Origin of the sequence: Allocoleopsis franciscana PCC 7113, from assembly GCF_000317515.1 — a bacterium.
In the GTDB taxonomy this organism is placed as follows: domain Bacteria; phylum Cyanobacteriota; class Cyanobacteriia; order Cyanobacteriales; family Coleofasciculaceae; genus Allocoleopsis; species Allocoleopsis franciscana.
Genome location: NC_019740.1, coordinates 1 through 25044 on the forward strand (window position 1 = coordinate 1; position 25044 = coordinate 25044).

Below are 25044 nucleotides of genomic sequence, written 5' to 3' on the forward strand. Positions count from 1 at the left end.
ACTCGGATGACTTTTTGGTATGCAGACCTAACCCACTCAAACTAACGGCTACTGTTTCATCCAACTTCTAGCCAAGGAATGAGGTTAATGTTAATTCAACCCTTAGATAGACCATTAGATAAAGTATCGCACTTCATTAGTCAGAGGAGAGGGGACTTCTCAATCTTTAGGATGGCTTTAGGGCAGAAAGCTTCAAAACACGTTTGAGTAGTCTTACATAAGGATAAGAGAAATGGACAATTCGTTGAGCCGCCCCTTGGCTGTGGTGACGGGAGCCTCTAACGGCATCGGCTACGAACTCGCCAAACAGTTTGCCCAAAACGGCTTCGATCTCCTCGTCACAGCTACTGGACCGAGTATCAATGAAGCCGCTCAAGCCTTCGAGGGGCTGGGTGCCAAGGTTGAGACGGTGCAGGCAGATCTGGCTACGTATGACGGTGTTGAGACACTTTACAACCAGATTAAGGCGACTGGTCGAGCGGTGGAGGCGATCGCCATCAACGCGGGTGTTGGCGTCGGCGGTGATTTTGCTCGCGAGACTGACCTGAAGGACGAGCTTAATCTCATCAACCTGAACGTCGTGTCATCTGTGCATCTCGCCAAACGGGTCGTGAAGGACATGGTCGAACGCGGCAAGGGTCGCATCCTCTTCACTTCATCCATCGCTGCCATCATGCCCGGACCGTTTGAGGCCGTCTACCTCACTGAGCCTGGGTCGGCAAACAAGTAAGCGGGCGAGACGAGAGCGACCTCCAGTCGTAACATTACAAAAGGCAAGCCAGCTTAATCATGTTTGCCTTTCAGCTCCACATAGGCACAGCTTGAGCGAGTTCTAGGGCAAATAAGGGGCGATGCGATCGCTCGATTTGGTCAAAAGTTCTTTTCACGACATCAACGGGCGTAGCCATAACGCCATTTACTACTCATGAAACAGTAAAACATTTAACATATAGAGGACTAAGTTTTGATGTGTGCAACATCGTTATTCAGTTGAGGGTTAGGCACGTCGAAAATCACCTCGAACTCAGATGCTGGCATATACCGATGTAAAAACCGACGATGGTCTTCTGCATCTTGCCTGTTAAAAAAACGGGCTACTGTGTAACGTCGAGCATCGGGTAACAGCCGGACAATTGCCCAAGGTCGAGAATAATCTTCAGATTGTTGCACTCGTTGATCGGTTGTGGCTTGCCCTGGTTTGGGTGTGAGGGCATTTTGGACAATCGCCCACATTTTCTCCCGTGCTGGGCTGGAATCATTCGGTATCAAACTCCAATCGCCCACGGGGGCGGGTAGCCAGGTGAGAGTATAATCGTCCTGACCCTCTTGGGAAAGCTGCCAGGAGAGACGGCGGGATTGTTTCTTGCACTGATAACCTTGTTGGCGAAAAACGGCACAAATCTGTTCGCCTTCTTTATTGAGGCGAAGCCAATCCGAATGTTTCATTGGTCTAAAAGGGTGTAATCGGTAAATCAGGGTGAGCGCTCTTAAGATGGGATTTCAGCGCTTTTGATGTTGAGAAAAAAGCGACCGCTCTTGTCACGAGCTCATAAGAGCGATCGCCTGCCACAAGCTTGTAATAACATGGAAATTGATACAAAAATCACACGACTACTGTTCCATAGGCACAACACAGAATATCTAGATGGACTGTAGTTACCCTAATTTGAGAATGTGTGGCAAAAATATGGGATTTTCCTATTGACATCCTCATGATTTTCTGTATCTACCGACCGAGACAGAGACGATGCAAAAGCGTCTCTGGGATGTCTTCGTAGCATTCCAACAAGATATCCGCCAGAGCCAAATACCACTTGTGGTAATGTCTGGGGGGTTGGTAATGGCGTCCTCGCCGAAACCACTGGTTAACCGTTGTGATGTCACACCGACATAGCTGCGACATTTGCTCGTAGGTCACATCCCATTTCTCATAAAATTGGCGAGGGGTCATTTCCAGTCGGCAGTTGGCAAAACGCGCAATGAGCCGTAGTTCTCGCTCACCGATGGGGCGGGGATTTCTCATGATTCCTCCCCGATTCGCGCTAAGTCCTCTTCCCAAGCAGTGGCAGCAACAACCCAAGCAGCACTTGAACTCGTGGAATCGAGCCACAGAATGTAACGCCACATCCAACAGCAGCGGTGAGGGGCATAGTTGTAGAAGCGCCCAATCACCACTCCCCATTCGGAGCTGTTCACGGAAACTATCGCCCCAAATTCAAACCGGGGTTTTGGTGCGTTATTAGGAAAGTCAGACGGTAAGGAAGCTGACTGGGGAAACTCTAGGGTAATGGGACGAGAAAATACATCGGCGTTGCCGTGACGGTGAGCATTGAAATAACCACTCATGAGCTTTCCGTTGAGGCTACCCGTTAGCTGATTGATGAGTAGGGCGGCAATTGAGTCGAGTTCCTCTGGCTCTAGGTGTAGCTCTTGGGCATTGAAGTCAGCATCTTGAAAATGACTCAGCGTTTCGAGAAGTTCGGTGATACCGAAATCGTCTAGGGCTTGCTGATAAGCACAAGAACTCCCTGCCAGATACTCTGACGAGGGTTGATTGTTTGGCATGATTAAAGAACCTCCATGAACATTTGGAGTTAGCCGCGCTTTCCGGCTTCCCAACCACTAAGCGCGGCTTTTCCATCCTGAAATAATTATGTACATAACAAATACAAGAGTCAAATTAGGGAAATGACATCAGTTATGGCTATAATCCCCGTCGAGAGAGACAACTTCAGCTAGTCAAAGCAAACTCATGTCAGTAGAAAAAGGCGGCGAATCGGGACGACCTCTTAAGTGGGGTGAGCGAAAGGCAAGAACAACTTTTTCCCTCACCCCTTGGGCGATCGATGAACTCGATAAGATAGCGAAGAGATTCAACCTGAGTAAGTCAGAGCTAATTGAGCAGCTCACTCGCGGTCGATTTGTACTCATTCCAAAGGAGGGTGAGACGGCAGAAGTAATAAAAAAGCCCTCAGGCGGCACATCGCCTCTTTAAACGATGAAGAATGCCAGCAGGAAATAGCTACAGAGAAAGAAGCCGCAGAAGTCTGGCTCAAACAGCTAGAGGAAGTAAATTCAGACGAAGATGAATCATGACCCAAACCCGTATGCACTTACTCACCCCTATTCAGGGCTATACCAAGCGTGGTGTTCTACACGCGCCGCCCACGATTATTTTCGGCAATGTGCAAGATAAGCAAGACACAGATTTCCCCTAGAACGAAGTGTACGCTACTCGACATTTAGACATTCAAACATTTAGACATTTAAACATTTAGACATCTGAATGTTCACTTCTCGACTTCAACCACTGCTCGACCAACTCTTTAACGATGTCGCTCATCTCCCGCTCCTCATCCGCCGCCGCCGCTTTAAGTTGCTTGTGCAGTTGCTTGGGGAGGTAAACCGTCGTGCGTACATAATCAGGGTCGGTGCTTTTGGACTTACGCACTGGTTTGGAATCCGTTGGCTCTCTTGTCTGCTTTTTTTGTTTGGTTGCACCAAATAGAGCATCAAACCGAGTACTGTCTTTTTTGTTAGTCATGGCAGAATCTCTTTTCCCACTTCAAAGTAACAACGCCAAGCTATACCCGCGTAGGAGTCGCCTTTGACTTGATTGACGGGTACACCTTCTAAGGCCGCTTTTTGAAACACAGCAAGGCGTCTAATACCTGTGCTGAACATGGGCAGTTCAACTTTAGCGATCGCATTTTTGGCCTCTTCACCGGTCTTGTTCGGGTGTGGAGGGATGAGAGTCAAAAGAATTTTGTAGTTAGTCTTGAGACAATGAAGAGCCTCTACCATCTGAAGTGTGGCACCGAGGGCTAAAGCATCGGGGCTGGTGGGCAGTACTAATAGGTCACAACCAGAAGCAATAATTTTGAGTTCATCCGGTGATGGTCTAGCCGGGGTGTCGATGATGATGTGTTCGTACTCACGCGCAAACTTCACGGCTTGCTTTTCATCCACGACTTTAAAAGGAAGATTGCCGCGACTCGCCCAGTCTAAAGCACTGCGGTTGAGGTCGCCGTCTACTAGCAGTGTGGGAGCTTTGTCCTGAAAGTATGCGGCTAGGTGCAGCGCGGAGGTGGTTTTCCCCACTCCCCCTTTGAAACTGGCAACTGTGACGATCATTGCCTTTACCTGGTCTTGGATAGAGAGATTTTAACGCAGATCTGAACGTTTAAACATCCAGACATCTAGATTTTTAAATGTCTGGATGTTTGTGTAAGTGGAGATATCTAGACTCAGAGCAGACTGACCCAATGCTTTGCTTCCTCAGTTATTGCTTGCCTTTTTGTTAGACTCCTTGCTCCCGGAGAATTCGACTTTTTACATCTTCGGGCAACCTTTCATCATTCAAGAGCACATTCAGCAAAGGCGCGTTTTTCCCTTGAGCGTGGACGATCGCGACCGCAACGGCACACATATTCGCCACGGGGAGCACCCGATCGCCGATAACAAAATCATCTCGGACAATTTGCTCCAACAATTTATCATTATGTTTAGCTAATTTATTCAGAAGTCCTGTAATCACTAACTTATCGATTTTGCGACTGATATCGGTTGACCGCAAAAGGGCACGCGTATGTTCAGCGAGTTGGGGCATCAACCTGACATCTTTCAGATTCGTCATTTGATTCAAACTGATGAAGGCTGAATGAGCCACCATGTCAAGAGTTTTTTGATTTTTTTCGTTGACCAGGTTATGAGTTAAATTCAAAGCGGCTTCCGCTAACGCTAAGGAAATAGAAACATTTCCCGAAAGATGATTCCAAATTAAACAGTTCAGTAATTTATATAAAAGCAGCACCACCTCTGGAGCCTGCTCGTTAGCTAATGTATCGAAGACGGTGAGAATTTCTGGCTCGGTAACTTCTAAACCAGAGTCAATAGCGGCTATTAATGCCTTTAAACAGTTCTGACGCACTCCAACTATTTTAGAGCGAGCTAATACTGGAAGCAGTTGAGAAACATTTATTGATTTGTGTTGTTCGGCAAAAGCGAGAATTATCCAGGATGCATCACGGGCAACATCGATAGACTCATCTAAACAAAATTGCAGGATGTTAGAGAGAGCGAATGATGAGCCATGTTCGGCTTGACGCTGGTAAATTTTTAATAAGGCTGACCGGGATTCTTTAGATTTTGCCGTTTGCTGGAGATAGGGTTCTAGCTGTTCGGGAATGTGGCTGAGTTTTTTAAGAATTGGATTGGTTTGGTTTTGGGGTAAATTGGGGAGCAACTGTTGGAGGAGTTGTCCGAGTAGGTGTTGTACTGGGGGAGAATCAGTTGCCAGTGCATCAATGACACGAATTAATTCGATAGGATGTTGATGAACTAAAGGGACAACCCATTGAGCTAAAGCTAATCTTAATTCTGGGTCTACTTGAGATTTTCCTCGAATTGGAGCGGCAATTTCTCTCAAGAGGGTCGATAGTGATGATATCCGGTTTTGCAGAAGGGTTGTGATAGGAATTTTCAATAAAATAGAAGCCACTTTGTTGCTGGCTCCACTATTGATAGCTTCTTGAATCGCGATGAGATTGCAGCGATTAAAATCTTTAGATTCTTGGGATTGACTATCTGTAAATAGATGTTCGATTAAGGTTTCCAATACGTCTGGAACTAAGGCAGCTTGTTGACCGACAACGCCTGCCACTACTGAAGTCCAATCTTTGTCAAGGGGAGTGTGGAGGGCTTCAACCCAGGAGGTTCCAAAGGGTGAATCGGGCGAGGAGAGCCAGTTGGGAAGTAAATACTTGAGCAGTTCTTTTACTTTTTCCTTTTCCCGGCATTGCTCGGAAGCGGGTTTTTGCACAATCGCTAGAAGCAATTCTCGTTGGATTAATTCAGGGACTCCAGGCTTTAAATAAAGGTCAACGACCAGAGAACGAACGTTGCCACCAAATATAAAATAATAGTCTGTTAAAAGGGAAAGAACATCTAAGTCAATTTGGCGTTCCCAATGTGGAAGAGCTTTATTGTAATAAGTTGCGATTAGTTGACCATAGATATGGTATAATTCTTGTTGGCTATCGAGCGCTTTTGCTGTTCGGTTTTTGACGGCGTCTAAGGCTTGTTGAAAGCGATCGCGTTTGGCTGTGTTTAGGCGAGTTAACAGTTCACCCGCTATCTCGGTTGTCTTGTTAATCAGTTCTCGGCCGACTTTTTCTAGGAGTTTTACAATGATTTGCCAGACCATTTCCCCGTGACGGTTGGGGGCGGAATTGGCGGCAATCAGCAGTGCTTCTTGGTAAGCGTAGTCTTTTGTGAGTGCGATCGCCAGCAAGGGGAGTAAGATTGAGGAGGACTCTGGTTCGCTGCGGGATACTGAGGCGAAGGCAACGGAGCGAAACGGGAGTAGTTGGGTTTTGTCCAACTCGTCACAAATCTGGTAAAATTCGCTCAAACTCACGAGAGTCAACAGTTGACGAAAGACTGCCCAGATATAGTATTTCGAGTAAGTGTTTTGTGAGGCTTTGAGTTCATTTTTTAACTGTTTTCGGGCGCATTCTCCGGAATCTGTGGAGTAAAGCCAGCGAGCGATGGCGTATTCTAAAAAGGTTTGGTGGAAAAAGACTATTCGCTTCCCGCCGATTTCTTTGATGACTCCGTCACTTTTTAGTTCGGAGTAGGCCAAAAATTCGGTTTCATCTAAGTTGAGATTGCTTTCATACAGAGAGTCTCGCAGGCGTTCGTCGGACTTTTTGTACATCGCCTCCGCAATCTCCAGGCACAGCTTTTCTTTGGCGAGGCAGACTTGCATTGAGGGCAAATTCTTCCGGACTTTGGCAATTTTCCAATCCCAATACTTGGCGTAGAGTTGGCTAACGGTTAAGTCTTCTGGGACGTTTTCTTCTTGGGCAAATAAATCGCACAGTAACGCCAAGAGTAAGGGGTTGCGGGTAATTTCTTGCAGGGATTGACTGTCGGCGGAAAGGGCAATAATTTTATCGGCAAATTCTTCACCGCTACGGGTGGCATTAGCTTTTTGTTTGATTTTGACGAATTCGCGTGCTGCTTGTTTGACTTCGTCATTGTTGAAGAGGGGAATTTTGCAGCCATCGTTAACGCTGTGGCGAAACCCGGCAAAGCTTTCGTGATAGGGTTCAAAAAAGTAACTGTAATCTTGGTCGCGGCAGGTGAAGACGAGGGTGGTGCCAGATTCCAAGAGTTCAAATAGGAGGATGCGGAGGACGGGAACGAGGGGTTTGGTTAAAACGATGTCTAGGGTGTCTAAAAGCAGCACGCCTTTGCCGTACTGTTGGTTGAGTTGTTGGGCAATCTGTGCAATTGACTCTCTAGTGCCGCTAATTTTTTCTCCTAGTTCAGTGGCAAAGGTATCAACGGATTCAATCAGGTCGTCGCATCTTGCCAATGCTATCCAACCGGAGTTGGTGTTGGCTAGTTCTTCTTCTAGTTCATCGTAGATATTGCCGAGGATGGTGCTTTTGCCATATCCCGCCGAACCGATAATGGGAATCACGTTTTGTTTTTCGGCTTGAAGGCTGTGGCGGATGGCTTTGAGGCATTTTTCTAGGAGTGCTTCGCGGCGGATACGGGGCAGAATGTAGGGGTCTAAGGCGCGTCGGGTACGGGTGGCGTTGCGTTGTACCGTTGAGATGAGTGGGTCGGAAAAACTGACTGATGGTTCTTCGGACTCAGGTTCTTCTGCTGCTGGGTTGCTGGGTGATGGGGAAACGATTTCTTCCCAGTCTAGGTTCAGTTCTTGGCAAATTTCGATGAAGATTGAACGGTCAACGGGTCTGCCATTGAAGAATTTGTTGACGGTTGACCAGGAGGCGATTCCTCTTTCGTTGGCTAGTGCTTTTTGGGTTAGGTTGTTGCGGTTTAAGGCATTTTTCGCTTTTTCGATGCCTTGAGGGGATGCCTGAAGAGATCGTCCTGCCATAGCACCCTGGATTTGAAAGGTTTAAGAGTTTGGCTTGACTTGATGGGTCAATTTTATCAGGCAATTGATTGGAACGTTGGTAATGTTGGAATTCGTTAATATTTCCCTGTCGTCTTTCAATCCACCTGTATGGTTTCCGTCCCCGTGAAGGGGAAGTGAATTGAAACCGTTGAATTCACATTCACGGATGACGGAAGTAGCAGTGTGTTTCCGTCCCCGTGAAGGGGAAGTGAATTGAAACCATGGATGACAAGCCATGAGAATTCTTGCTCTGACTGATAGTTTCCGTCCCCGTGAAGGGGAAGTGAATTGAAACCCTACCCTTTTGGAACCCTTACTGGTAGAGAATTTGAGATGCCCTTATATGGGGGGGGTCTAAAATCACCCCAGATAACTGAGACAATTTCTCAATTACCCGCTTAAGCAAAAAGCTCAAACCCTTATCCAGAGCGCTATATGGGGGGGTCTACGAAAAAATCAGGATTTCAGCCCTTGCCTGACCCCCCCATAAGAAAGCTGCTGACGGAACTTAAGTTAAGTTAAAATGAATGGCACTGACATAAGAGCCTTGAAATAAATTTCAGGCTCAAAGCTGAAGTAAGCTAAAGCTTACTGGATAAGCTTTTCAACCCGTTTCAACGGGTTTTAGCTGTTAGCGCGAACTTTAGTTCAGGGCTTAAGTCAGTGCCATTCAAGTTAAAATACTCAACTCAAAAATCTATCACCTAAAATAATTCAGTTTTCCAGGTACAGTTATTCTTGAACACTATCCTGACGCTAACACCAACCCCATGTCAAGATAGTGAGCCTCCTATTTGACAAAAAAGCCGCTGGCTTTTACCAACGGCAGAGTCCAAGCGCTAATCAGACAACATTACATCTTCCAAGTCATCGGTCGATAAATCTCCTGTTCCCCCATCAAACAGGCGATATATTCCCACACCTGCAACTCCAAACAGCGACGGTTACTCACCTTGTATCCCGTATGAGGGTGCGTCATCTTACTTTGCAACCTCTCCTCCCAATGCTTGAGATACTTCTTCAAAGCATCCGGAAAGAGATACACCCCACCCCGCTCATCCGGTGGTGTAAAATCTTCCAAGACAAAAATCTTAGAATTCACCAAATAAGCCACCAGCGAATCCACCAACAGCGCCCGAAATTCCTCCATCAAATCACTCACCAACGCTGGGTGATTGTTGCGGGGGACGTGCAAATTCCCAAAGTGAGGATGCAACCCCACCGTCTGCACCATCGAATACATATTCTGACTTAGCAGCGTGTACCCCAAACTGAGTAAACTATTCACCGGGTCAGTGGGTGGACGCTTGGTGCGCTTTTCAAACACAAAGGGTTCTTTAAACAACGTCCCCAGCGCTTGAAAATACAGATGGGAACCGTGTCCCTCATATCCCAGCAACACCTCAATCGACTCGGCATCCGGCACATCCAACATCAGCAGCGCCAAGCTATCAATCGCCTTTGCCGCCTTTTCCGACTTAACGCGACGGTTCAACCGCATCAACAGAATTCGGGAATTGTGCAACTTCCCCAACACGATACTTTTTGCCTGCCGCCTGGTAAAGTCTGGGTCGAGGGCGCACTGCACCTGACGCACCAGATACTCCACCTCCGCCTGTCCTTCAGTTTGCAATCGTCCGAAATAGCGCCCCTTCTGGGACAGGTACAGCACTGGAATCCGTCGCCGCAACGCTAAACTTACCGCCCCGTGCGATAAATTGCAGCAACCAAACAGTACAATATGGCTCACTCGATTCACGGGAACTTTGCAGCGCAGTTCACCTTGATAAAACACCACAAACTGCTGGTGTTCTACCTTTAAATACGCCCCTTGGTCAGTAATATAAAGTGTGGTCATCGGTTCCTTCCAATAATGGTCTAAATCAGCAATGGGAAATTGGGACCGTTTAACGATGTTGCAAGTTTTGGGAGGTCGGGATTTGAGTTTGGGCGGTTGCCGAGTTTTCCGGCGAGAGGGACTTCCCGACTCGGAAAAGGCTTCGCTATCTTCGTTCACCACAGGGGGGGGTGCGGTTACAGTTCCCCCGGCAAACTGATAGCCCAAAAAGGTAAACTCCTCATCCGGAGCAAAAATCTTTGTCTTTTCCGGTTGCAGAGTTAAGTACAGTTGCGCCAAGCCAGTGGTAATTTGTTCTAAAGCGCGATTGGCTTGTATCCAGTCGGGAGCAACCACAACAAAATCATCGCCATAACGCACTAAATTAAGGCCGTGACTCAGGCATTGTCGGTCAAATTCCGTGAGATACAAATTGGCTAATGCACCGGAAAGTACTGCTCCTTGTAATACGCCTTTTTGAGGAAAAAGGCGTTGACCTTTAATGACAATTCCGGCTTTGAGTTGCTGTTCAATCAATTGCAGGACAATGGGTTCAAGCTGCAACTGTTCTAAATGGGTGAACAACAAGGCATGGCAGAGATTGTCAAAAAATTGGGCAATATCTGCTTTAATCACCCAAGTGGGTTGGAATTGGTAGTAAGATTCCAGATGTTGCACCGCCATCTGAATTCCTCGTCCGGGACGATAGGCGTAACTGCAATCGAGAAAGGTATCTTCTAAGGGGAGATAAAGTTCTTCGAGTAACAAGCGTTGGACAATTCTGTCGAGGACGACGGGAATGCCAATTAACCGCTTGCCTCCCCTGGTTTTGCGTAGGTAAAATCCCAGTGCGGGATGGGCAGCGTAGTGTTCCTGTTGCAGTTGGCGCTGTAAAGAATACAACTGTTCTTTAGCAACGCCGGCAAACAAGTCTGTGGTAATTCCATCAATTCCTGCACTGCGACTCCCTCGACGTACTTGCCGCCAAGCGGCGATTAAATCTTCTAAGGGAAAGTCCATTGGGATAAGTTAAAAGTAAAAAGTGAAAAGGCAAAAGTAAGAAAGGGAAATCTGGACAATTTCATCTTGGCAAGGAGGTATGCGAGTTCGAGTTTGAGTACGGGGTAGGGGTATATGAGTTTGTATATGAGTTGACTTTTGGGCTAATTTCGGTTATTTTGTGGCAAAGCGAGTATGTGAACGTCTGTACCTTGACAATTGAATGGTCGGCAAATGCTCATTGATATTTATGGAGAGAGCTAAAGAACACCTATATGGGGGAGTCGGGCGATCGCTAAAACTCTCATGATTTCGTAGACCCCCCCATATTGCTCTCTGGGTAAGGATTTCAGGCTTTCGATCTGGGGGATTAGTGAGAATTAGTCTCAACTATATGGGGTGATTTTAGACCCCCCCATATACAGGTATCTTGAACTCTCTCCCAGTAAGGAGTCCAGAATGGTAGGGTTTCAAATCTCTTCCCCTTTACGGGGACGGAAACTGTATGCTTCAAGCGGTGTTTTACCGCTCTGGATTAGTTTCAAATCTCTTCCCCTTTACGGGGACGGAAACGCAACGTTCATAATAAGAACACTGCTACTTCCGTCATCCGGTTTCAAATCTCTTCCCCTTTACGGGGACGGAAACATTTGGCTGGGCATAGGTATATGTGCCTGATCCGATTAGTTTCAAATCTCTTCCCCTTTACGGGGACGGAAACCCTAGGGTTCTTTTCCTTTCTTTCTCACAATCATTGAGTTTCAAATCTCTTCCCCTTTACGGGGACGGAAACGTGGTGGTATTTCGGGGGATGTACCGGGGTTGGGCTGACTGGGGGTTTCAAATCTCTTCCCCTTTACGGGGACGGAAACATTGTAAAACCATAACTTTGGAAACTTTCTCCCTCGATAAAGTTTCAAATCTCTTCCCCTTTACGGGGACGGAAACCGGTTTGGGTTCGGACGGGGTTTTCTCCGCTAACGTTTCAAATCTCTTCCCCTTTACGGGGACGGAAACCCTTCTGTGATAGAGTAGGGTCGGCATTGCCCACGCTACCACTCTCGCCACTCAAAAGCCAAATCAGACATTTTTGAAGTCATATACAAACTCATATACAACAGCCAGTTACTCATACTCATACTCAAATACCCTTCCGTAAAGATGGAACTGTGGAGAACTTAAAGCTCCCAATTCCTAAAAACTACGGTTGGGAAAATGAACAACCTTTACATCACTGGCACTGAGTCGTATCTAAAAGTCCAAGACCAACATTTACTGGTTTTTCACCCCCATAAACCCTGCTGCAAAGTAGCAATCAATCAGGTCAACAATCTTGTTCTCATTGGCTACTGTAAGCGGTCTGATAAAGCCATATATTTCGCTTTATCCCGATGCATTCCTGTACTGTTCCTTGATGATAAAGGCAATTATTTCGGACGCATCGAGACGGAAGAACGGCGTCGAGTGAAATACTTAGCCCACCAACTCAAACGTGCAAAAGACCTTGAATTTACAAGAGCAATAGCAGAGAGTATCGTCCGAGCCAAATTGCATAATTCCTGCACTTTGCTGCGGCACTTTTCTCATTGCCATCCGACAAAAGCGACTCAAACAACTCTTGATGCTATGGCGCTGTTGTTGGATGATTTACCCCTTGCCGATTCAGTGGACGTGCTGCGGGAATATGGGCAAACAGCAACAAAACTCTACTTTCAATCTTTGGGTTGTTTGTTCGCTGGAGCGCTCAATTTTGACCAACCAATTCAACACCAACCGACTCACCCCATCAACAGCCTGTTGAATTTAGGTTACACCCTGTTGAATCAGAATATTTATGCCCTGCTGCAAGCTGTAGGGTTGCACTCTCATTTTGGCAATTTGCACATTCATCGCGACCATCATCCCGCCTTAGTCGCTGATTTTATGGAAGAATTTAGCGCCTTGTTGGTGGATGCTCTGGTGGTGGATTTGGTAATTCTTCAGCTATTTACCCCAGCGGATTTTACCTTACCCGATGCGCGAGGTGGAGTGTATCTCTATCCCAATGCCATCAATAAATTCATCCAGTATTGGGAGAAGACGTTGCAGAGTGAGGTGAATCATTTGTACGCCGGAACTGTGAACTATCAGCAGTGCTTGGAATGGCAAGTGCAGGAGTATGTTGCTTGCTTGCTCGGCGAACGGGAATTTTATCGACCGTTTTTAAGTAAAAAGTAATACTTTTTTGAATTTTGACTTTTTACTTTTGCCTTCTTTATGGCGTTTTATTTGGTTTGCTACGACATCGTCAAAGACAGTCGCCGCAATAAAGTAGCACATTTGTTGGAAGGTTACGGCTTGCGAGTCCAGAAGTCAGTGTTTGAAGTTGTACTGGATGAACAGCAGTATGAAAAGCTGCAAAAAAGGCTGCTGAAGTATCTCAATCAACGGGAAGACCAACTTAGATTTTATCCCCTATCAGCTCGGAATCGAAGTAAGGTCTTAGTGCTGGGAGTGCAGCCAGAATTTGCAGTAGATGATGCGGCATTTATTGTTTAGCGGTGGGGTTAATTGTTGGCGAATTAAAGACTTAATTTCTTAGTCTTCTTTAACCCCCCTAACCTCCTCACTAAAGCTCCGGCTTGGGTTCGGGGGGAAAAGAGAGAGAGAGTTGTTGAGCAATAACTAACAGCTAAGGAGAATTTACGCCATGAGTCAACCTGTGAATGATATCAGAGACAATCCATCTACAGCTTTGTCAGGTTATCAACAAGCTTTGGATGATTTCGGCATCATTCAGTTACTCCAGAAATTGATTTTACTGGCTCCAACGGAGTTCAAGGTTGAGGAACGAGAAAGCTTAGCGACGATGCTAATTGAGCGGTTAACCACGAGTCTCAATCGTTCCCTGATTGACCAATGCCTCAACCCGATTTATCCCTGCCATGAAGGTGTAATTTCTGACCTAATTACCACTGAACTCAACGCCCTTCCGTCTTCCATCAATTTGGCGGAAAACTTTTCTTACTACCTTTCTTTTGCCTACTTTGTCGTTGGCGAAAAAGTTCAGTGGAAGCCCATCTTTGAACCAACTGACTGGGGGATAGTGCTTGGTCGATTCTACGCCTATGCTCACCATCGCTGTCGTTGGGGTTGGAAGTATGTGATTTGGTTGGCTCAAGATTCACCCAGTTCAGCTTGGACTATTGTCGATACGGCTTGGGAAGAAGATTTGGTAAGGAAAAAGTAAAAAGTAAGAGGGATTATTTTGCCTTTTACCTTTTACCTTCAGCTCCATTGTTACCAATCCAATATCCAAAATCTAAAATCTAAAATTCCATGAGCAATCCTCGTTCTCTGACTCAACGTGAACTAGACTTAATTGAACTTTACAGCCACTGCGAACTGGGGATGACACCCAGACAATTCTATGCCAAATGGCAGGTAACTTACGAGCTTATTGCTGCTATTTGTTCCCGTTCTCTGTCTACTGTTAGCAGTTGGTTTTCTCGTGGTGGTAACTATCGCCGTCCTACTCCAAACGACTTGCGTCATCTAGCTTTGATGGATTTCCTGTTAGAACACGAGATTTCGGACGAACTTTTCAGTTTGCTGTGCCGCCCTTGGGAAAGTCAAAAGTAAAAAGTTAAAAGGTAAAAGAGTGCCAATTCTCTTTTTATTTTTTAGGCGAATAGCATAGATTTAGTGCAATGTCTATGTTAGCCCGAAATTTCTTGAGATAGCCATTGTTTATTAGGTTTAGGTTAGGTTACGAGCACAAAAGATAAGCGCTCTACAGCTTGGCTGAATAGCGGCAGCTTCCGCGTGAGAGCGCTTTTCCTCTCCAAAACTATCTGCTTGTTCCAGGATGCAAAAACCAGCGCATCCCATCAAGTCCTTCAACTGGTGTTATTTAACCATGAAACATAGCGATTGGCTGCGCCTTCACAACGAGGGCGAGACTATTTGTGCAACTCTCCGGCAAAAAGGCTATCACTGTCAAAAACAAGCCCGCCGTTTGTCTTGGTGGGTGAGTCAGGAGGGGAGTCATTCCTACGTCCTGACTTATTTAACCACACCCGTGAGTGAATGGAGCATCATGCCTAACGATGCCCATCCGGCAAGGGAGAAGCTCATTTCAATTGTACAGAGTGCCCTGGATAATCAAGAAGAGGGGGTTACGACTGAGCAACCCCCTGAATACGACCCCCGTCCTTGGGCCATTGTCCGTCTTTTACCCGATGCTCGTCGGTATACAGTTGCGAAGTTTTTTAATCGCCAGGACGCGCATGATCATTTGAGGATGTTGCATCGGTTTATGCCGGCAGCGGAGTTTGAAATCGTCTTTGATGCGGTTGACTAGTGCAACGCGGCAAAAGTTTTCCACCATTCCCCCGCTGCCAATGTGGCTTGACATTGAGCCAGAATTTGGATACCCTAACGTTAGGTTAGGGTAATTGTACTAATAGCTGTACCTTGACAACTGAAGATTAGTTAACTAAACGTTTTCCAGCAAGTAATTTGGCTTCGCTGAGTTCCGTCAGCCGCTTTTATGGGGGGGTCAGGCAAGGGCTGAAATCCTTATTTTTCGTAGACCCCCCCATATAGCGCTCTGGATAAGGGTTTGAGGCTATGGAGAGAGGTATTTATTGATAATTAGTCTCAACTATTAGGGTCAATTTTAACCCCCCCCATATTTCGCTATCTCGAATTCTCTCCCAGTCAGGGTTCTAATATGGGAGGGTTTCAATTAACTTCCCCTTTACGGGGACGGAAACTTTCCTAGCTCTCTCGGTTGCGTCTGTTGGAGTTAAGTGTTTCAATTAACTTCCCCTTTACGGGGACGGAAACATTTCTGGGCTATTGGTACCGGGTGTGGGCATCGCCGGTTTCAATTAACTTCCCCTTTACGGGGACGGAAACTTCTGACCCTAGACGCAGCTTCTTCTGGACTTAAATAGTGTTTCAATTAACTTCCCCTTTACGGGGACGGAAACTCGGATGGAATTAGAGCTTTCATACACAGTTCCGTGTTTCAATTAACTTCCCCTTTACGGGGACGGAAACATAGCGGCAATGGCAACAACGATGGCGATGAAATTTTGTTTCAATTAACTTCCCCTTTACGGGGACGGAAACCCAATTTGGTAACCACTAACTAGTTCATTTTCCACTAAGTTTCAATTAACTTCCCCTTTACGGGGACGGAAACTCATACACAGTTCCGTCAACCGTGGCCAAACGCGAGCGTTTCAATTAACTTCCCCTTTACGGGGACGGAAACATTTTACGCTTTTCAAGGCATTCTTCGTGTAGAAATAATAGTTTCAATTAACTTCCCCTTTACGGGGACGGAAACATTGTTCTGATTGAGTGTTTCGCCAAGCACCCCGATTGGTTTCAATTAACTTCCCCTTTACGGGGACGGAAACGCGAGTCCTACCGATGTTGCGAAAACACTGATTGCACTTGTTTCAATTAACTTCCCCTTCACGGGGACGGAACGAATCCAGTCCGGAAAGGGATAGGTTATCTGCGTATAGTTCAAAAAACTTTCCTTTTACTTTGTCAATAGTGGAAGTTGGTTGTTATCACTTCCCACTCCTTCTCTTCCACTGAAATCAGGGTCTTCCATAACTATCTAAAATCACCACAACAGATTAAGTAAAGCAGAGACCCATGAAGCAGAATCGGATTGTCGAGCTGATCACAGACCCTACCAAAAATTTTCTGAGTTCATTTGTCGTTGGTACACTGCTATTCACAGTGATTTCTGATGGACTCTCTGCTTTGTTTTGGGAAACCTTTGGCGATTGGTTACAAACACAACTGGGTATTGAGAAAGCCATACTGCAAGCTGCAATCACCACAATCCTGATTCTCCTAATTTTGGTGGTTATCTATGCAACCAACTTTCCTCAATGGCTAAAACCTTTGATTGCGAAGTTTCCCATCTTCGGCATCAAAGTTCCTGATGACACTAACGTTGTCCCTCTCACAACAACATTTCCCGGACTGATTACAGCGATGAGTCTTAGAGAGGATTCTCCCGCCCAGCGAGTGATCGAGCATCACTGGAATCAAGGTCAAAAACCCCACTTGAAGCACTGCTGGCTGATTTGCACTAATCAGTCCTTGCCCTATGCCCAAAAAATGATCAAAAAACTGACGGATACAGGAATGACACAAACCGTCGAGTTTCACTACGGCAACTATGAGTTAGAAGACCTAGAGCATCCAGGGCAAAAGCTCAATCTGCTTGTGCCAGATGACGTGGTTGATGACCCCAACTATATCCGCAGGCTCGTGAACTGCATTTATGCCGATGCCAAGCACCAGGGATTAGAAGAATCTCAGCTAATTGCCGATTATACAGGTGCCACCAAATCAATGACAGTGGGCATTGTTCTTGCCTGTACTGCCCCGGAGCGGCAATTGCAATACATCAGCCAAATTACCGACCCACAAATGATGCAAGTCAAGATTTCCTACAAACTCAAGCCGCTCGAAGCAGGCTAATTACGCCAACTCTTCAGACTTCAAGCGGTGACGTGCTCTTTTTACATAAGTTTTTACTGTCTCATAGGGCATATCTAGGTCTTGCGCGATCGCAATCAACGATTCCCCGGCCTCTTGCCTAGCCAAAATCGTCGCTTGAGTCTGGCAAACCTTAATCGCGCGATCGCCCCCTGTGCGTTTTTGACCTTGCATCAAAACGTCCGTTAGCTCCTCAACACGCTTTGCCAGCAGCGCTTGCGCCAGCAGCGTCTCAATCGAATTTGGCTTCGACAACCACCCCAAGCGCGTTTGTCCTAAACCAAATGTAGTTTTGTGACCCGTACCGCAGTAAGGTGCGAGTTGACCTAGCGCTGTAAATAGCCGTTGAAAATGCCGTTGCTTAGTCGCCTCACTCGTCAAGCTATACTCAACTGCCCCCAAAAACCCCGTTACCTTCCCCTGCTTCCCCGCTGCCACCTTCACCGACTCCAACTGATGGCGACTAATCAGCACCGACTCATCCACCCACGCCAGAAACGCTTCGTCATCAGAGGGCATCCCTGAAAACTCATTCCAACGGCGCAAGTAGCTGTGAAACACATTCACCGGCCAAGGCAACGGCAGATGATGACCCTTGCGGCGAAAACTGGTGGGGGTAAGAAAGCTCAGAGTTAGAGTCTTGGCGATTTCAGCCTGGTAGAGTTGAGCATAAGTTGTCGGTGGGAGGGCAAAAGCAACGGACTGAATTTGCAACGGAGCATACCGCAGTTCAATCGCTGGCGGTAAATGTTCCAACCAATGCCCCAACCACTGCACCACAGTTGGAGAGAAGGCTGTAACCGTCCAGTAATAAGTCTGGTCAGAAAGAAGCTGTAGCTGCCCCCCGGTTGTTGTATCCATTTTTCCGTCTAACCCAGAAATGGTGAAGGGCTTTTTCGACTCATCATCGTGGAGGGAGGCGGAGAGTTGGGGGTCATGCGATCGCACCTGGTCTAAAAACCAGGCGTGGAGAGTCTTGGTATATTCGGGATAAAGCGTTGCAGCCTTTTGGGGGATGACCTCAAACACCAAACCCACCAGTTCGGTTGAGCTTGGCCAGGTGAGGTTCGGTTCTCCTGCTTGGTCTTTTTTAAGGGAACGTTGCGCCATAGCCCCATTCTAAAAGAACTTTATCTCCTTTCCGTCCCCTGGTCAGGATTTATTTATCTGCAAGCCTTGATGAATTAAAGGATATTGTAGGTTAAACTTTGGTTTCTGTCCCCCAATAGGATTTCTACTCTCCACACTCCCCAAAAACCAGCAGCAATGACTCAAGAAACAAAAAGGGGACTAATCCACACATTTAACGCTTTTGATACTTCCATTTTGGAGAGCTGTAATCTTGACTTGAACCGTCTGTTTTTCAACTAAAGAACTTGCCTTTTTCGGCTCTTTTTCTGTCAGTTTAATGACTCCCAAAATCTCGTAAGTTACTTTATTTCCTTTAATTTTGAGTACCTTAGCCTCTAAGATTTGGTTGAGCGCAAACGCTTGAGATTGGGTGACTTCAGCAATTTCCGCTTGCCGCACTGACTCGATAACTGGCGCAGTAATTTCCCCAATTGACCCAGCATTAGCGTAATAACGCATCAGACGAGATGCCCAACCCAAAATTTGCAGCATAGCCGCTACATCATCTTTGTATGCTTTGAGATATTGGCTACAAGCCTTTTCGATACTGTCGTAATAATCAGAAGTGCGCTGGCTATGGCCAATATGTCTGCCATTTTTTGCCAGCGTCTTGAGATAATCGAAAAATCTTGACCCTGCATTTTCTCGGTCAGAGTAAGCACGCAGATATGCGATCGCTTTTCCCAGTTCATTCACATCTGCGTTCTCTTTCACCAGGATTTGTGCGATCGTATGAGCCATCTGCCATTGAATTTCGGTAAGATTTTCAGTTACCAGCATTTAGTACACTCCTTCTGGGGGTTCCCGATCTGTAGGCCACTTCAGCACTTGTTTTAGCTCTTGTAGCTGCTTATCTTGCACCAGCTTCTGAGTGTGTGCGGCTTGAATTGCAGTTTGGATGAACTGCTCTAACATTTTCCCGGTAAGGGAGTCAGGTTGGGAGTCGTAAGAGCAATAGCGATCGCGCCACTCCTGCTTATTGTTAATCCGTTTAATTTCAGTAACATCCACAACCATCGTCCCCATCCCAACTGGCTTACCCCCGCCAACCTTAAGGGCAATGGGATTTTTCGGGTCTTGCCCCAATACAATCAACAAGGTTCCCAACTCAGCAGGAGTCAAATTCATAAACCGCAGTTGAGTCGTAAATGTATACTCTTTACTTGCCTGCTGCACCGGAATTCCTTGCTGCTGACCTTTGTCAACTGCTTTAACCGCATGGTAATAAAACTTGCGTCCCGCGACTTTCCCCTGTTGATTAAAATACGCCTTTCTTTCATCAGGTCGAGGACGATAGAGTGAGGGCATAAATCCGGTACTAAAGCCAGTTGTTTCACACTTGGCATCCGTAAAATGAACCAGTCCCTGCCAATCCATTGCCCCAAAAACTTGACAAGCTGGACAGACTGTTAACTGATTTCTTTGACGATTAATTGTGCATTCTTGATAGCCAGAGGGAATCTGGCTTTGATACTTGCGAGTGACTTTACACAAACAGCTACGAGTAATCGCCTCATAAGTTGAGCGCACGACACCCTTGAAAGAACTTCCAGGAATCAGCAGCTTTTGATTGCCTTCGATTGAGGTTTTAATTAAAGGAATACTCCGAGTTTTGTCGGACAAATCGCTACCCATCGCCACCACCCCAGACGCGATAAAGGAGGCAGTTTTCACGGTTAAGCGCAGGGAGATTTTGCCAGATATGCGATCGCTTTTAAACCGTTCTTGTCCTGCTGGTTGAGCTTTTTCGGGTGATTGGGTGGGCAGGGAAACTAACTCGTAGGGTTTTGGAGCAACGAGTCCTGTAGGTGCATTAGCTGAGTTCGGTCGAGTGGGTCGAGTGGAAGGTGATACAGGTCGAGGGGATTGAGGTCGATTGTTCGTCATTGCTTTTTCGCTACAGTTAGAGCAACAAAATGTACCGTCGCAGTATCGGCATCCATAAAGTAACGCTGGGCTACATCAACATTTGTTGAGGATAGTCCTTTGGGAAAACGGGTTTCGGTAGCGGGGTAAATATGAGCGTCCCGTTGCTGGGTTTCCCATTTCTGCCCAATGGGTTTAAATCCGGGTTCAGCACCTGTGGTACTCAAAAGAAGAACGCTGAAGTGCTGCCCTTGTTGTTTCCAGCGCAATTCGCGATCATAATTAAACATCTGCCCCTCTGGAGAAGGAAACTCATTCGGCAGTTGTCCTACAATTCCACTAACTTTATGAGGCCAACGCAGGAAATAATAGTTAGGCTGAGTTGATGACTGTTGCAATAAATTTTTCAACTCCTCTACTGTTAGAAGTTGTTCTTTAACACCGACAAACGGATTCATGCCGCTGCTCCTTCCAATATTCGACACCAAGAGCGAACTGCCTTGATAAACAAATCCTGTACTTGGTTATCTCCCTGCCAGTTCAACTGTACCCCAAAACCGAGAGGCATTGATTCAGCAGCAATAGGAGTTTCTTGTATATCAGCAGCAGGAAAACCGTAGCGTTCTCGTTCCTGATTTTCCAGAAATACTCCAGCCCCTAGCAGCGAGGTGTGAGACCATTGTTGTTGTCCTCCCAGACTGCGAATTTGTTGATTTTCTAAGATGCAGCCGGGATATTGAACAACTGCTGAGTTAAGTTTCACCTCAACCATCCCTAAACCGCGAGACTTGGCAAAGCCTAAACCAAACCAACCCTCATTTAAGTCTCGCAATACTAAACCAATTAACCCCAACTGAGCCAAAGAGAAGTTTTTCAGGTGAATTTTAGTGCGGAATTCACCAGATGTGCAAACTTGGTAATTAAACGGCCCCACAGCGACAGAACCAAACACCCGGTCAATCGCCACCCCATTACGTTCTTCAACCTTTAATTGCTTGGGGTCAACTGGATAGGCATCTTCAATTCTGACCCGACTGGCAATTGAAGTATTACCAAACATTTGGTCGGTGAAGGAAGAGAGTCGATAAATATCTTTTGGGTCTGAAAGAGCGTCAAGATATTTTAATTCATCTAGATTGAGAGGATTACTTGCCCATAGAGCATTTCCATTGGTAGGGCGTTTATCTCTACCCACTGTCCTTACAATCCTCTCAGCATGGGCGCGAATGGCTCCTTTAAGAGAACTTCCCGGCAAATAAATGGAGCGTCCCCCTGCATGATATGTTTCCACAAATTCCATATCCGGTTTAGTGGGGTCAGCACCCTCTTTGCCAGATTTAATTAGAATTGGGCCGCAGGGTACTAGGGTTAAATCAATTGTGCATTGATTTACAAATCGTTTGTGCATGGCTAAGTCATTTAAGAGATAATTAAAAATTAAATGCCTACTAACTCATTAAGCTGAATTTCGCATTGTTGAAATACATAGTTAACAGCAGCAAAAAGTTTATCGAGTTCATAAATTGTGTAAGGAGTAACATTTTGAGTAAAAATCTGCCCTTCTAGCTTGCCAAATTGCCATGTTGCTCCATTAGAGACAATTGCAAATATAGTAATCTTTACTTCGTCATTTAATCTTTGTGCTGCAACCATTTCAGCTAAACACTGCGCCCACCCTTCGTCGAATTTGTCTTGCTTTGCCTCAACTAATAGAAAATAAGGCTTGCCAAACACAAATTTCCCTAAAGGAGAACGTTTAGCCAAAATATATTCAGGAAAACCTGAAAGATTCTCATCGTAGGTAAGTGACTTATGGCTCCAGAGAACAAACTTACTATAATAAAGTTTCCAGACTTCTTTGATAACTGGATATATCAAGTTTTCACAAATAGCAAACTCGGAATTGTCTACAACAGCTTCTCGTATCATAAATTCCAAGTCTTCCCGAAAATAATCAGGGATACTAAAGTTAGCTGCTCCCATGAAATTAGCTGTGGTGTAAGTGACTTGAAATTCTTGAAGAACTTCACCGATGTCTTTATAACTGCTGAACCCCATATTAACCTCCCTAAGTGTTATTGAGCATTAAGTTACTACTAATTGACTGAATTGCAATTCACACTGTTGAAAAACATAGTTGACCGCAGCAAATAACTTATCTAGCTCCTGAATCGTGTAGAAAGTTTTATTCAGGGTAAAAATATTAGTTTTGAGTTTGCCAAATTGCCAGCGATCGCCATTGGAAACAATACCAAAGATGAGAATTCGTAGTTCATCATTAAGTCGCTGTGCCGCCACCATTTCAGCTAGACACTGCGCCCACCCTTCGTCGAATTTATCTTGCTTTGCCTCAACTAATAAGAAATAAGGTTTGTCAAACACGACTTTCCCCAAAGGAGAACGTCGAGCTAAAATATATTCAGGAAATCCGGAAAGATTCTCATCGTAAGTCAGTGACTTATGACCCCATAAAACGAAGTTGCTACGATAGTATTTCCAAACTTCTTTAAGAATTGGATAAATTAGATTTTCGCAAATTGAAAATTCTGAAGCACTAGGTACTCCATCTTGCATAACGGTTTCTAGGTCTTCTCTAAAGTAGTCAGATATACTAAATTCAACTTTATGAATGAAGTTGGCTTCGGTGTAGGTAATTTGAAATTCCTTGAGAACTGTAGCGATATCTTTATAATTACTGAAAGCCATCTTGACCTCCTGAAGACGTTGATAAGGTAGATTGCTGAGAAAGAGTTTGCCTTAAATAATGGATGAGAGCCTCTGTCCAATCATGCTTATGTGCTTCTAACTGTTCTGAAGTAAACAGATAATGGTTTTTATCTCCTTGAACTAGCCTTTTCAAGTAGTCCAATAATTCTTGCGGTTTATCCTCTGGATAGTCAAACCACCACATCTGGTTAATATCTAGTTTGACAACGCCTAAGCCACGAGAACGTCCTCCTCCTAACGGAATTTGCTCGGTTTCAAACTGGTGCAAACCAATCATCAACAAGCCCAGTTCCCACTCTTGGGCATTTTCTACAACAGCTTTAAACTCAAATTGTGTCCCAGCAGGTACAACTTGGTAGTCATAAAGTTTGCCATCCGCCGCTGTTTCTGTGTCTCTATCAATAGCAACCCCATCTCGTTCTTGATACTGTCCAAACCAATTTTCAGGTAATACGGTTAAGTCTCGGACTTGGAATTTACTAGCAATCCAGGGAGAGCCAAAAAGGTGAGAAACAAGGTCGGTGTTTTGCACAATTGCTGCTGTCAGAGCTGCATCAGTGGTGTTCTGCTCCTTCAATGACTTCATCTCTGTGGAGGTAATTGACCACTCCTCTTCTATGGCAGGATTGGCGACTAAAGAGCGATCGCTCCCGACAATGCCACGCAGGAAGCTTTCGAGACGCGATCGCAACGCCCCCTTAAAACTCGCTCCCGGAATCAACGGACGACCAAACGCATCTTTAATTACAGGTAAATCCGAACCAATGGGTTCAGTGGAACGCCCTGCACTAATTCTTAATGCTGTAACTGTTGTCAGGGTTCCAATTATTTCTAATCGATTTTTGAAAATTTCAAACATGAGTTCACCTATATATTAATGCTAATTCAGCCTTAGGTTAATCCACGAAATCCATTCGCATGAAAGGGGAATACGTTCGTCGTTCAGTATCAGGATTAACCTTAACTGTACTTGCATAGTTTGAGCCTTCCTGGTCTTCACGGATTGCTCTCCACACCAACATACGCCAACCTTCCACAGATACTAAATAGCGATCAGTCGTTCTACCAGGTTTGAGCCAGCGCAATCCATTACCAACATTAATATGTTCTGATAGCTGAAAAGCATCTTTGGAAGTAGCAACTCGTAACAGAAAGCGAAATGGGTCACAGTCATCTAGTTTTGCCAGATTATCGAAACAATCTCTGATAGCCTTTTGAGAAAGAAAGGGAACTAAAGCTGAAGGACTACGCATCTCCTCAAGGAACAAGAAACCTACAGCAGAGAGAGTCACCTGTCCGTTGGAAAACTCAACTAGCGATTCAAACCATGATCTTTCAGCATAAGGAACGCTATTTTCCCATTCTGCTTGAGTAATTGCTGTCTCGCGCTCAATTGTTTCAAATAAACTTCTATAGGCTTCAAATTGTGAGCGCTTAAACTCTACAGGAAGTGGAGGTAATTCGAGCAATGTAGTTGACTGCTCAAAAATATAGTCGCACTTGACTCCTTTTAACATTCCCAATAGAACCGTGTAAGGAACCAGTGCTTTATATCCTCCAGTAGGGTTCAAAATAATATTACTTGCCCCATAGTTATTCACTTCCCTAATAATATGTCGTACAAATTCAATAACGCCTGTTGTACGGAAAATATCAGCATCTAAAACTTGCAACCCTTTAACTTTTTCTACTTTAACATCTACACCCTTCCAGTACTGCTCTAGATATTTTTTAACTGCAATAGCGCAACAATATCCATCCTCGGTACTGGAAGCCAACAAAATTATTTTATCCCGTTCAGTAATGCCAATCCGAACAAGAGAATGAATTTCTGCTGATAAATTATTTTTCAAACTTTCTCCTTCTGGACTGAATTCGCGGAAGGTAGAAAATAAAGTTTCAGCAGCATCTTCAACACTCGGTTTCTGTTTAACCCAATTAGTTAGATCAGAGGGTCTAACTCCTGAAACTTTTCTTGCCGCGCTGATACCTACAGAACATATAACTGTCTTAGTCACCTAAAAACCTCCTA

At 45.4% G+C, this 25044-nt stretch carries 24 protein-coding genes, 1 pseudogene and 2 CRISPR repeat arrays; of the genes and pseudogenes, 9 read left to right on the top strand and 16 right to left on the bottom strand.

Annotated elements, in window-relative coordinates:
* Window positions 1-232: 232 nt before the first annotated feature.
* A pseudogene (locus tag MIC7113_RS31715) lies at window positions 233-700 on the top strand (SDR family NAD(P)-dependent oxidoreductase); the annotation flags it as partial.
* A gap of 257 nt (window positions 701-957) precedes the next feature.
* Here MIC7113_RS31715 and MIC7113_RS31720 read toward each other — a convergent pair.
* The 3 genes from MIC7113_RS31720 to MIC7113_RS31730 form a co-directional block, all read right to left on the bottom strand.
* Entirely contained in the window at window positions 958-1446 is a 489-nt protein-coding gene (locus MIC7113_RS31720) for a hypothetical protein (RefSeq protein WP_015186209.1), read from the bottom strand.
* A 280-nt stretch (window positions 1447-1726) separates the two neighbouring features.
* Window positions 1727-2023, bottom strand: coding sequence for a hypothetical protein (locus tag MIC7113_RS31725; protein WP_015186210.1), 297 nt, complete (start codon window positions 2021-2023; stop codon window positions 1727-1729).
* Window positions 2020-2565: a hypothetical protein gene (locus MIC7113_RS31730; RefSeq protein WP_015186211.1), complete on the bottom strand. Its 546-nt coding sequence runs from the start codon at window positions 2563-2565 to the stop codon at window positions 2020-2022. Before MIC7113_RS31730 ends, MIC7113_RS31725 begins: the two co-directional genes overlap by 4 nt.
* 187 nt (window positions 2566-2752) lie before the next feature.
* Between MIC7113_RS31730 and MIC7113_RS31735 the strand changes: the two genes are divergently transcribed.
* Window positions 2753-2995: a ribbon-helix-helix domain-containing protein gene (locus tag MIC7113_RS31735; protein ID WP_015186212.1), complete on the top strand. Its 243-nt coding sequence runs from the start codon at window positions 2753-2755 to the stop codon at window positions 2993-2995.
* A 97-nt stretch (window positions 2996-3092) separates the two neighbouring features.
* Complete coding sequence (locus MIC7113_RS38830; protein WP_015186213.1) at window positions 3093-3218, top strand: hypothetical protein; 126 nt, start codon at window positions 3093-3095, stop codon at window positions 3216-3218.
* A 56-nt stretch (window positions 3219-3274) separates the two neighbouring features.
* Here MIC7113_RS38830 and MIC7113_RS31740 read toward each other — a convergent pair whose 3' ends face one another.
* From MIC7113_RS31740 to cas1 (MIC7113_RS31755), 4 genes are all read right to left on the bottom strand, one after another.
* Window positions 3275-3544 carry a plasmid partition protein ParG gene (locus MIC7113_RS31740; RefSeq protein WP_015186214.1) on the bottom strand — a complete coding sequence of 90 codons (270 nt, stop codon included), beginning with the start codon at window positions 3542-3544 and terminating at the stop codon, window positions 3275-3277.
* On the bottom strand, window positions 3541-4134 hold the full coding sequence (locus MIC7113_RS31745; protein WP_015186215.1) for a ParA family protein: 594 nt from the start codon (window positions 4132-4134) through the stop codon (window positions 3541-3543). Before MIC7113_RS31745 ends, MIC7113_RS31740 begins: the two co-directional genes overlap by 4 nt.
* 166 nt (window positions 4135-4300) lie before the next feature.
* The gene (locus MIC7113_RS31750) at window positions 4301-7915 is read right to left on the bottom strand and encodes a hypothetical protein (protein ID WP_015186216.1); all 3615 of its coding nucleotides are present in this window, start codon (window positions 7913-7915) and stop codon (window positions 4301-4303) included.
* Window positions 7916-8789: 874 nt separating this feature from the next.
* Window positions 8790-10793, bottom strand: coding sequence for a CRISPR-associated endonuclease Cas1 (cas1, locus tag MIC7113_RS31755; protein WP_015186217.1), 2004 nt, complete (start codon window positions 10791-10793; stop codon window positions 8790-8792).
* A gap of 446 nt (window positions 10794-11239) precedes the next feature.
* Window positions 11240-11789: a CRISPR direct-repeat array (repeat unit 35 nt; unit sequence GTTTCAAATCTCTTCCCCTTTACGGGGACGGAAAC).
* Between the two features lie 198 nt (window positions 11790-11987).
* Between cas1 (MIC7113_RS31755) and cas1 (MIC7113_RS31760) the strand changes: the two genes are divergently transcribed.
* The 6 genes from cas1 (MIC7113_RS31760) to MIC7113_RS31785 all read left to right on the top strand — a co-directional run bounded on the left by cas1 (MIC7113_RS31760) (window position 11988) and on the right by MIC7113_RS31785 (window position 17270).
* Window positions 11988-12989: a CRISPR-associated endonuclease Cas1 gene (cas1, locus tag MIC7113_RS31760; RefSeq protein WP_015186218.1), complete on the top strand. Its 1002-nt coding sequence runs from the start codon at window positions 11988-11990 to the stop codon at window positions 12987-12989.
* Window positions 12990-13028: 39 nt separating this feature from the next.
* Window positions 13029-13310 (top strand): CRISPR-associated endonuclease Cas2, encoded by a 282-nt coding sequence (cas2, locus tag MIC7113_RS31765; protein ID WP_015186219.1) that lies wholly within the window; start codon window positions 13029-13031, stop codon window positions 13308-13310.
* A 151-nt stretch (window positions 13311-13461) separates the two neighbouring features.
* Entirely contained in the window at window positions 13462-14001 is a 540-nt protein-coding gene (locus MIC7113_RS34340; RefSeq protein WP_015186220.1) for a hypothetical protein, read from the top strand.
* An 89-nt stretch (window positions 14002-14090) separates the two neighbouring features.
* A complete protein-coding gene (locus MIC7113_RS31775; protein ID WP_015186221.1) occupies window positions 14091-14393 on the top strand; it encodes a hypothetical protein in 303 nt (100 codons plus the stop codon).
* A gap of 277 nt (window positions 14394-14670) precedes the next feature.
* Window positions 14671-15114 carry a hypothetical protein gene (locus tag MIC7113_RS31780; protein ID WP_015186222.1) on the top strand — a complete coding sequence of 148 codons (444 nt, stop codon included), beginning with the start codon at window positions 14671-14673 and terminating at the stop codon, window positions 15112-15114.
* Window positions 15115-15494: 380 nt separating this feature from the next.
* Window positions 15495-16257: a CRISPR direct-repeat array (repeat unit 35 nt; unit sequence GTTTCAATTAACTTCCCCTTTACGGGGACGGAAAC).
* Window positions 16258-16430: 173 nt separating this feature from the next.
* The gene (locus MIC7113_RS31785) at window positions 16431-17270 is read left to right on the top strand and encodes a CRISPR-associated protein (protein WP_015186223.1); all 840 of its coding nucleotides are present in this window, start codon (window positions 16431-16433) and stop codon (window positions 17268-17270) included.
* On the opposite strand, the gene cas6 is transcribed toward MIC7113_RS31785, so the two are convergent.
* The 9 genes from cas6 to MIC7113_RS31830 all read right to left on the bottom strand — a co-directional run bounded on the left by cas6 (window position 17271) and on the right by MIC7113_RS31830 (window position 25030).
* Window positions 17271-18398 (bottom strand): CRISPR-associated endoribonuclease Cas6, encoded by a 1128-nt coding sequence (gene cas6 / locus MIC7113_RS31790; RefSeq protein WP_015186224.1) that lies wholly within the window; start codon window positions 18396-18398, stop codon window positions 17271-17273.
* A 180-nt stretch (window positions 18399-18578) separates the two neighbouring features.
* Window positions 18579-19199 (bottom strand): hypothetical protein, encoded by a 621-nt coding sequence (locus tag MIC7113_RS31795; RefSeq protein ID WP_015186225.1) that lies wholly within the window; start codon window positions 19197-19199, stop codon window positions 18579-18581.
* Entirely contained in the window at window positions 19200-20306 is a 1107-nt protein-coding gene (locus tag MIC7113_RS31800) for an RAMP superfamily CRISPR-associated protein (RefSeq protein WP_015186226.1), read from the bottom strand.
* Entirely contained in the window at window positions 20303-20743 is a 441-nt protein-coding gene (locus MIC7113_RS31805) for a hypothetical protein (RefSeq protein ID WP_015186227.1), read from the bottom strand. Before MIC7113_RS31805 ends, MIC7113_RS31800 begins: the two co-directional genes overlap by 4 nt.
* Window positions 20740-21693: an RAMP superfamily CRISPR-associated protein gene (locus MIC7113_RS31810; RefSeq protein WP_015186228.1), complete on the bottom strand. Its 954-nt coding sequence runs from the start codon at window positions 21691-21693 to the stop codon at window positions 20740-20742. The genes MIC7113_RS31805 and MIC7113_RS31810 overlap by 4 nt, the downstream gene beginning before the upstream one ends.
* Window positions 21694-21722: 29 nt before the next feature.
* The gene (locus tag MIC7113_RS31815) at window positions 21723-22343 is read right to left on the bottom strand and encodes a hypothetical protein (protein WP_015186229.1); all 621 of its coding nucleotides are present in this window, start codon (window positions 22341-22343) and stop codon (window positions 21723-21725) included.
* A 27-nt stretch (window positions 22344-22370) separates the two neighbouring features.
* The gene (locus tag MIC7113_RS31820) at window positions 22371-22991 is read right to left on the bottom strand and encodes a hypothetical protein (protein ID WP_015186230.1); all 621 of its coding nucleotides are present in this window, start codon (window positions 22989-22991) and stop codon (window positions 22371-22373) included.
* Window positions 22978-23871: a type III CRISPR-associated RAMP protein Csx7 gene (csx7, locus tag MIC7113_RS31825; RefSeq protein WP_015186231.1), complete on the bottom strand. Its 894-nt coding sequence runs from the start codon at window positions 23869-23871 to the stop codon at window positions 22978-22980. The genes MIC7113_RS31820 and csx7 overlap by 14 nt, the downstream gene beginning before the upstream one ends.
* A 37-nt stretch (window positions 23872-23908) precedes the next feature.
* Entirely contained in the window at window positions 23909-25030 is a 1122-nt protein-coding gene (locus tag MIC7113_RS31830; protein ID WP_015186232.1) for a putative CRISPR-associated protein, read from the bottom strand.
* Window positions 25031-25044 lie beyond the last annotated feature (14 nt).

Bases quoted from the DNA above. Each gene is read 5' to 3' on its own strand.
- MIC7113_RS31720 (WP_015186209.1), bottom strand. From the start codon at position 1,446: ATGAAACATTCGGATTGGCTTCGCCTCAATAAAGAAGGCGAACAGATT.
- MIC7113_RS31725 (WP_015186210.1), bottom strand. From the start codon at position 2,023: ATGAGAAATCCCCGCCCCATCGGTGAGCGAGAACTACGGCTCATTGCG.
- MIC7113_RS31730 (WP_015186211.1), bottom strand. From the start codon at position 2,565: ATGCCAAACAATCAACCCTCGTCAGAGTATCTGGCAGGGAGTTCTTGT.
- MIC7113_RS31735 (WP_015186212.1), top strand. From the start codon at position 2,753: ATGTCAGTAGAAAAAGGCGGCGAATCGGGACGACCTCTTAAGTGGGGT.
- MIC7113_RS38830 (WP_015186213.1), top strand. From the start codon at position 3,093: ATGACCCAAACCCGTATGCACTTACTCACCCCTATTCAGGGCTATACC.
- MIC7113_RS31740 (WP_015186214.1), bottom strand. From the start codon at position 3,544: ATGACTAACAAAAAAGACAGTACTCGGTTTGATGCTCTATTTGGTGCA.
- MIC7113_RS31745 (WP_015186215.1), bottom strand. From the start codon at position 4,134: ATGATCGTCACAGTTGCCAGTTTCAAAGGGGGAGTGGGGAAAACCACC.
- MIC7113_RS31750 (WP_015186216.1), bottom strand. From the start codon at position 7,915: ATGGCAGGACGATCTCTTCAGGCATCCCCTCAAGGCATCGAAAAAGCG.
- cas1 (WP_015186217.1), bottom strand. From the start codon at position 10,793: ATGGACTTTCCCTTAGAAGATTTAATCGCCGCTTGGCGGCAAGTACGT.
- cas1 (WP_015186218.1), top strand. From the start codon at position 11,988: ATGAACAACCTTTACATCACTGGCACTGAGTCGTATCTAAAAGTCCAA.
- cas2 (WP_015186219.1), top strand. From the start codon at position 13,029: ATGGCGTTTTATTTGGTTTGCTACGACATCGTCAAAGACAGTCGCCGC.
- MIC7113_RS34340 (WP_015186220.1), top strand. From the start codon at position 13,462: ATGAGTCAACCTGTGAATGATATCAGAGACAATCCATCTACAGCTTTG.
- MIC7113_RS31775 (WP_015186221.1), top strand. From the start codon at position 14,091: ATGAGCAATCCTCGTTCTCTGACTCAACGTGAACTAGACTTAATTGAA.
- MIC7113_RS31780 (WP_015186222.1), top strand. From the start codon at position 14,671: ATGAAACATAGCGATTGGCTGCGCCTTCACAACGAGGGCGAGACTATT.
- MIC7113_RS31785 (WP_015186223.1), top strand. From the start codon at position 16,431: ATGAAGCAGAATCGGATTGTCGAGCTGATCACAGACCCTACCAAAAAT.
- cas6 (WP_015186224.1), bottom strand. From the start codon at position 18,398: ATGGCGCAACGTTCCCTTAAAAAAGACCAAGCAGGAGAACCGAACCTC.
- MIC7113_RS31795 (WP_015186225.1), bottom strand. From the start codon at position 19,199: ATGCTGGTAACTGAAAATCTTACCGAAATTCAATGGCAGATGGCTCAT.
- MIC7113_RS31800 (WP_015186226.1), bottom strand. From the start codon at position 20,306: ATGACGAACAATCGACCTCAATCCCCTCGACCTGTATCACCTTCCACT.
- MIC7113_RS31805 (WP_015186227.1), bottom strand. From the start codon at position 20,743: ATGAATCCGTTTGTCGGTGTTAAAGAACAACTTCTAACAGTAGAGGAG.
- MIC7113_RS31810 (WP_015186228.1), bottom strand. From the start codon at position 21,693: ATGCACAAACGATTTGTAAATCAATGCACAATTGATTTAACCCTAGTA.
- MIC7113_RS31815 (WP_015186229.1), bottom strand. From the start codon at position 22,343: ATGGGGTTCAGCAGTTATAAAGACATCGGTGAAGTTCTTCAAGAATTT.
- MIC7113_RS31820 (WP_015186230.1), bottom strand. From the start codon at position 22,991: ATGGCTTTCAGTAATTATAAAGATATCGCTACAGTTCTCAAGGAATTT.
- csx7 (WP_015186231.1), bottom strand. From the start codon at position 23,871: ATGTTTGAAATTTTCAAAAATCGATTAGAAATAATTGGAACCCTGACA.